The 1,004-nt window shown below is 72.1% G+C and carries 1 protein-coding gene; it reads left to right on the top strand.

Annotation, left to right across the window (positions count from 1 at the left end; all coding sequences use genetic code 11):
* The first annotated feature begins 429 nt into the window (after nt 1–429).
* Entirely contained in the window at nt 430–855 is a 426-nt protein-coding gene (locus D7X12_RS41515; protein ID WP_120630581.1) for a hypothetical protein, read from the top strand.
* The last annotated feature ends 149 nt before the right edge of the window (nt 856–1,004 follow it).

Raw genomic sequence — 1,004 nt, 5'->3', positions numbered from 1 at the left:
CCGCCCCACCGTCCCCACACGCCCTCGACCGCCGCACCCTCCAGTTGGGACTGGAAGAGCCCGCTGGAACCCCGCACCACGTTGGCCCGGGCCACCGGCGCGCGCGCGAGCTCCGCCCCCGCACCCAGCCCGTCGTCGAAGTTGAGAATGGTTCTCATTTTCACGGTGGAGAAGGGGATACCTTCTGGGAGGTGGCAACGTCAATGTGAACCCGGGCTGAAACCCTCCGAGTGCGTCAAGACGCCGGTTTTTTGTCGCCAAGGGTGCGTTTTTCCGGGGTGCGAGGCCTTGTCGGCACGTATAAAGGCATTCCGTTGGCACGGTTTTCAGCTGCCAGCGGTTGTCGCACCCCGGTGCACCGCGTCGCACCCTCCTGCCATGACGACCGTCCCCGCCACCTCCGGGCGAGAAGCCCCCCGCGAGTCCAGGTTGGCCCTGGCTGCGGTCGTGTGCGCGGTGGCCTTCGCGGGCTTGCTGGGGGTGATGGCCCCGACCGCGCGCGCTCCGGACAGGGCTGGCGCGGCGGTGGACCCGCGTCAGGCCTCCCCGGCGACCCGCGCTCCTTCCGGCCCGCGGGCGCGGTGGGAGGCGGGGCTGCTGCCTGCACCGCTCGTGAGCACGCCGGTGCCGGCGTCCCGGGATCAGCTGGATCCGGGCGGCATCGGTCCCCGACCGCCCACGTCGTTCGTTCCCCGGCTGGACACGCTGCGCGCGCTGCTGGCGCGCTACGACGACCGCATGCTGGCGCAGGCCCAGTGCCTGCTCGCCCATGCCCTGCCGCCCCAGCTGGCGCCGCTGGCTGACCGTCCCCGGACAGTGAACTGTCCGGCGCAGGGCCCGCCCGCGCGGGGTTGAGCGTCTCTTCCTCCTGACGTTCTTCGCGGGCTGTGCCCGTGAGGCTCCCGGTCTGCCCTGGGGAGCCCAGGCAGGCTGGCCCGCCACCCACACCTTTCGCGGCGCGTCCGCCTGCTCGGGCGCGCGAGGCCTCTTCCCATGTCTTCCTC

Source organism: Corallococcus sicarius, from assembly GCF_003611735.1.
Lineage (GTDB): Bacteria > Myxococcota > Myxococcia > Myxococcales > Myxococcaceae > Corallococcus > Corallococcus sicarius.
The sequence above is the reverse complement of the archived record's forward strand: the minus strand, read 5'-3'. Positions and strand labels throughout refer to the sequence as shown.